The 2102-nt window shown below is 38.5% G+C and carries 4 protein-coding genes and 1 pseudogene; all 5 read right to left on the minus strand.

All coding sequences use genetic code 11. The features are described 5' to 3' along the window. A pseudogene (locus tag AC29Z1_RS17100) lies at nucleotides 1-295 on the minus strand (phosphopentomutase); the annotation flags it as partial. Between the two features lie 32 nt (nucleotides 296-327). Beyond that, on the minus strand, nucleotides 328-780 hold the full coding sequence (locus tag AC29Z1_RS17105; protein ID WP_488272653.1) for a tyrosine-type recombinase/integrase: 453 nt from the start codon (nucleotides 778-780) through the stop codon (nucleotides 328-330). Beyond that, nucleotides 755-1201 carry a site-specific integrase gene (locus AC29Z1_RS17110; RefSeq protein WP_488272654.1) on the minus strand — a complete coding sequence of 149 codons (447 nt, stop codon included), beginning with the start codon at nucleotides 1199-1201 and terminating at the stop codon, nucleotides 755-757. The genes AC29Z1_RS17105 and AC29Z1_RS17110 overlap by 26 nt, the downstream gene beginning before the upstream one ends. A gap of 143 nt (nucleotides 1202-1344) precedes the next feature. Continuing rightward, nucleotides 1345-1572 carry a hypothetical protein gene (locus AC29Z1_RS17115; RefSeq protein ID WP_488272655.1) on the minus strand — a complete coding sequence of 76 codons (228 nt, stop codon included), beginning with the start codon at nucleotides 1570-1572 and terminating at the stop codon, nucleotides 1345-1347. A 198-nt stretch (nucleotides 1573-1770) separates the two neighbouring features. Further along, the coding region (locus AC29Z1_RS17120; RefSeq protein ID WP_488272656.1) for a stage II sporulation protein M at nucleotides 1771-2102 on the minus strand (332 nt) is incomplete at its 5' end.

The following is a 2102-nucleotide window of genomic DNA, read 5'->3' on the forward strand; positions in this document are numbered from 1 at the left end:
TAAATAACGGGCACCCTGCCAACTCCCAATGACCGCTTGTCGTATCTTTGCCTTTTGACAGTTCTGCCATTTTTCCGAAAGCAGCCGTTGGACGAGAAACTTCCGGAACTCCAGCAATAGGTTCAATTAAACCTAGCCCCATGCTTGCCAGTACCGGCAAAGTAAGCCCGCCCTTAGTTTCAGCGATATGTACCAGCGTATTTGCCCCTGCATCTCCGTATTCGTGAGCATCAGGCATAGCGCCAATCCCTACACTGTCAAGTACGATTACATAGATTCGTTTAAACACTGGCATAGCTCCTCTGTAAAATAGTATATATATTGTTATTATGCACGAGGATGAGTTTTATCATATACTTCTTTTAACCGGTTTTTGGTTACATGTGTGTAGATTTGCGTTGTTGAAATATCGGCATGACCAAGCATTTCCTGAACGGAGCGTAAATCTGCGCCATTTTCCAACAGATGGGTAGCAAAAGAGTGTCTTAAAGTATGGGGGGTAATTTCTTTGGTAATATTCGCTTCTAATGCATATTTCTTGATAATTTTCCAAAATCCCTGCCGAGTAAGCCGATTACCATGATGATTGACAAATAATGATGCTTCTTCATACGTACGAACCAGTTTCGGACGCCCTTTATTAATATATTCCTGCACACATTTGGCGGCAATCGAGCCAAGCGGTACAATACGTTCTTTGGCACCTTTGCCATAACATTTAATATATCCCATCTCCAGGTTAACATCAGATATGTTAAGACAAACTAATACCAGTCGCATACAATAATTCCAACATGGCTTTGTCCCGTAGACCAGTAGGTTGAGACGTATTAGGTTGTTTTAATAGTTCTTCCACTTCAGCAATGGTAAGTATCTTGGGTAGTTTTTTCTCCAGTTTGGGTGACTCTAAGTTGACAGCAGGATCTTTGTCAATATGGCGTTCTCTGACAAGATATTGATAAAAAGACTTTATGGCCGCAAGATTACGTGAAATCGTAGAAACAGCTCGTCCTTTCATTTGCAGATTGTGAAGATAGCTTAGGATGGTGTCGCGGTTCGAATTTCGTATAAAATCTAATTGACTATTTTGCAAAAATGTATGAAACTGCCGTAAATCCCGACCATAGGATTCAAGCGTATTTTGCGCTAATCCGCGCTCAACTGCAAGATAGTTAATAAATTCATTAACATACGATTCCATTTTACTTTACCACCCTTTTTCTTGCCAGATTATCGGCTAATATCCACAGTATCTGGTTTAATTCTTTATTCAACATGAAGTTAACTTTTCCTTTATTGGTCTATCATGTTTTGTAAAGTTTTAGTGTTTTTTTATAAGAACTGCTATTCTATGTCACACTGCAAGGAGACAGTCGTCTTTGTTTCAGTCATTACCCGCAATGGTTTTTCTAATAGATGTTGATCTCGTATTTTTAACCCCGGATTATTTAACTCCCATAGCATAGTCACTAATTTGGGTAGAATGTAGAAGATAATAAGCGTTAATAGGACGATGCTAATATACACTTTCGACCGCTTTATTGCCCGTCGCAAAGAAAACATCACTACCATACGCTTGCTCTTCCCTCCCCCTTGTATAATATGGGTTCTGAATTAACTTAATATCATATTATTCATCACATAGAGGGTTTATTCGCATTTTAAAAATAATGGATAACCTGTCAAATAAACCAATAAAAAAGCGCAAAGAAAGCCACTTTTTCCTTACTAATAACTAGCAACAAAGGCTGCACATCTATGCAGCCTTTGTTAGTTAACAATGATTTGAGCTATGGTTTTCATGAAAACCGGTGAAATATATACTTCGATCAGAGTCGCACCTAGCATGAGCACCATCATAACCAAGCAAAATAGCGAATAATATACCGAGCTATAAAAAAGATTATTTTTATTCTTACGGCGCACTAACATCAAGGAAAAGGTTGTTGCCGCTACACCTGTTGCCAAAATGGCTGGCACGGCCAGAAAATTATGTGGTAAAACGGAAACAAGAGCAAAGAATAAACCTTTCATAATGTATTCGTTTACTAAAAAACCAACTGTAAAACCAATAATAAAGCCTCGCAGACACACCATAAACA

The organism is Sporomusa sp. (assembly GCF_057736855.1).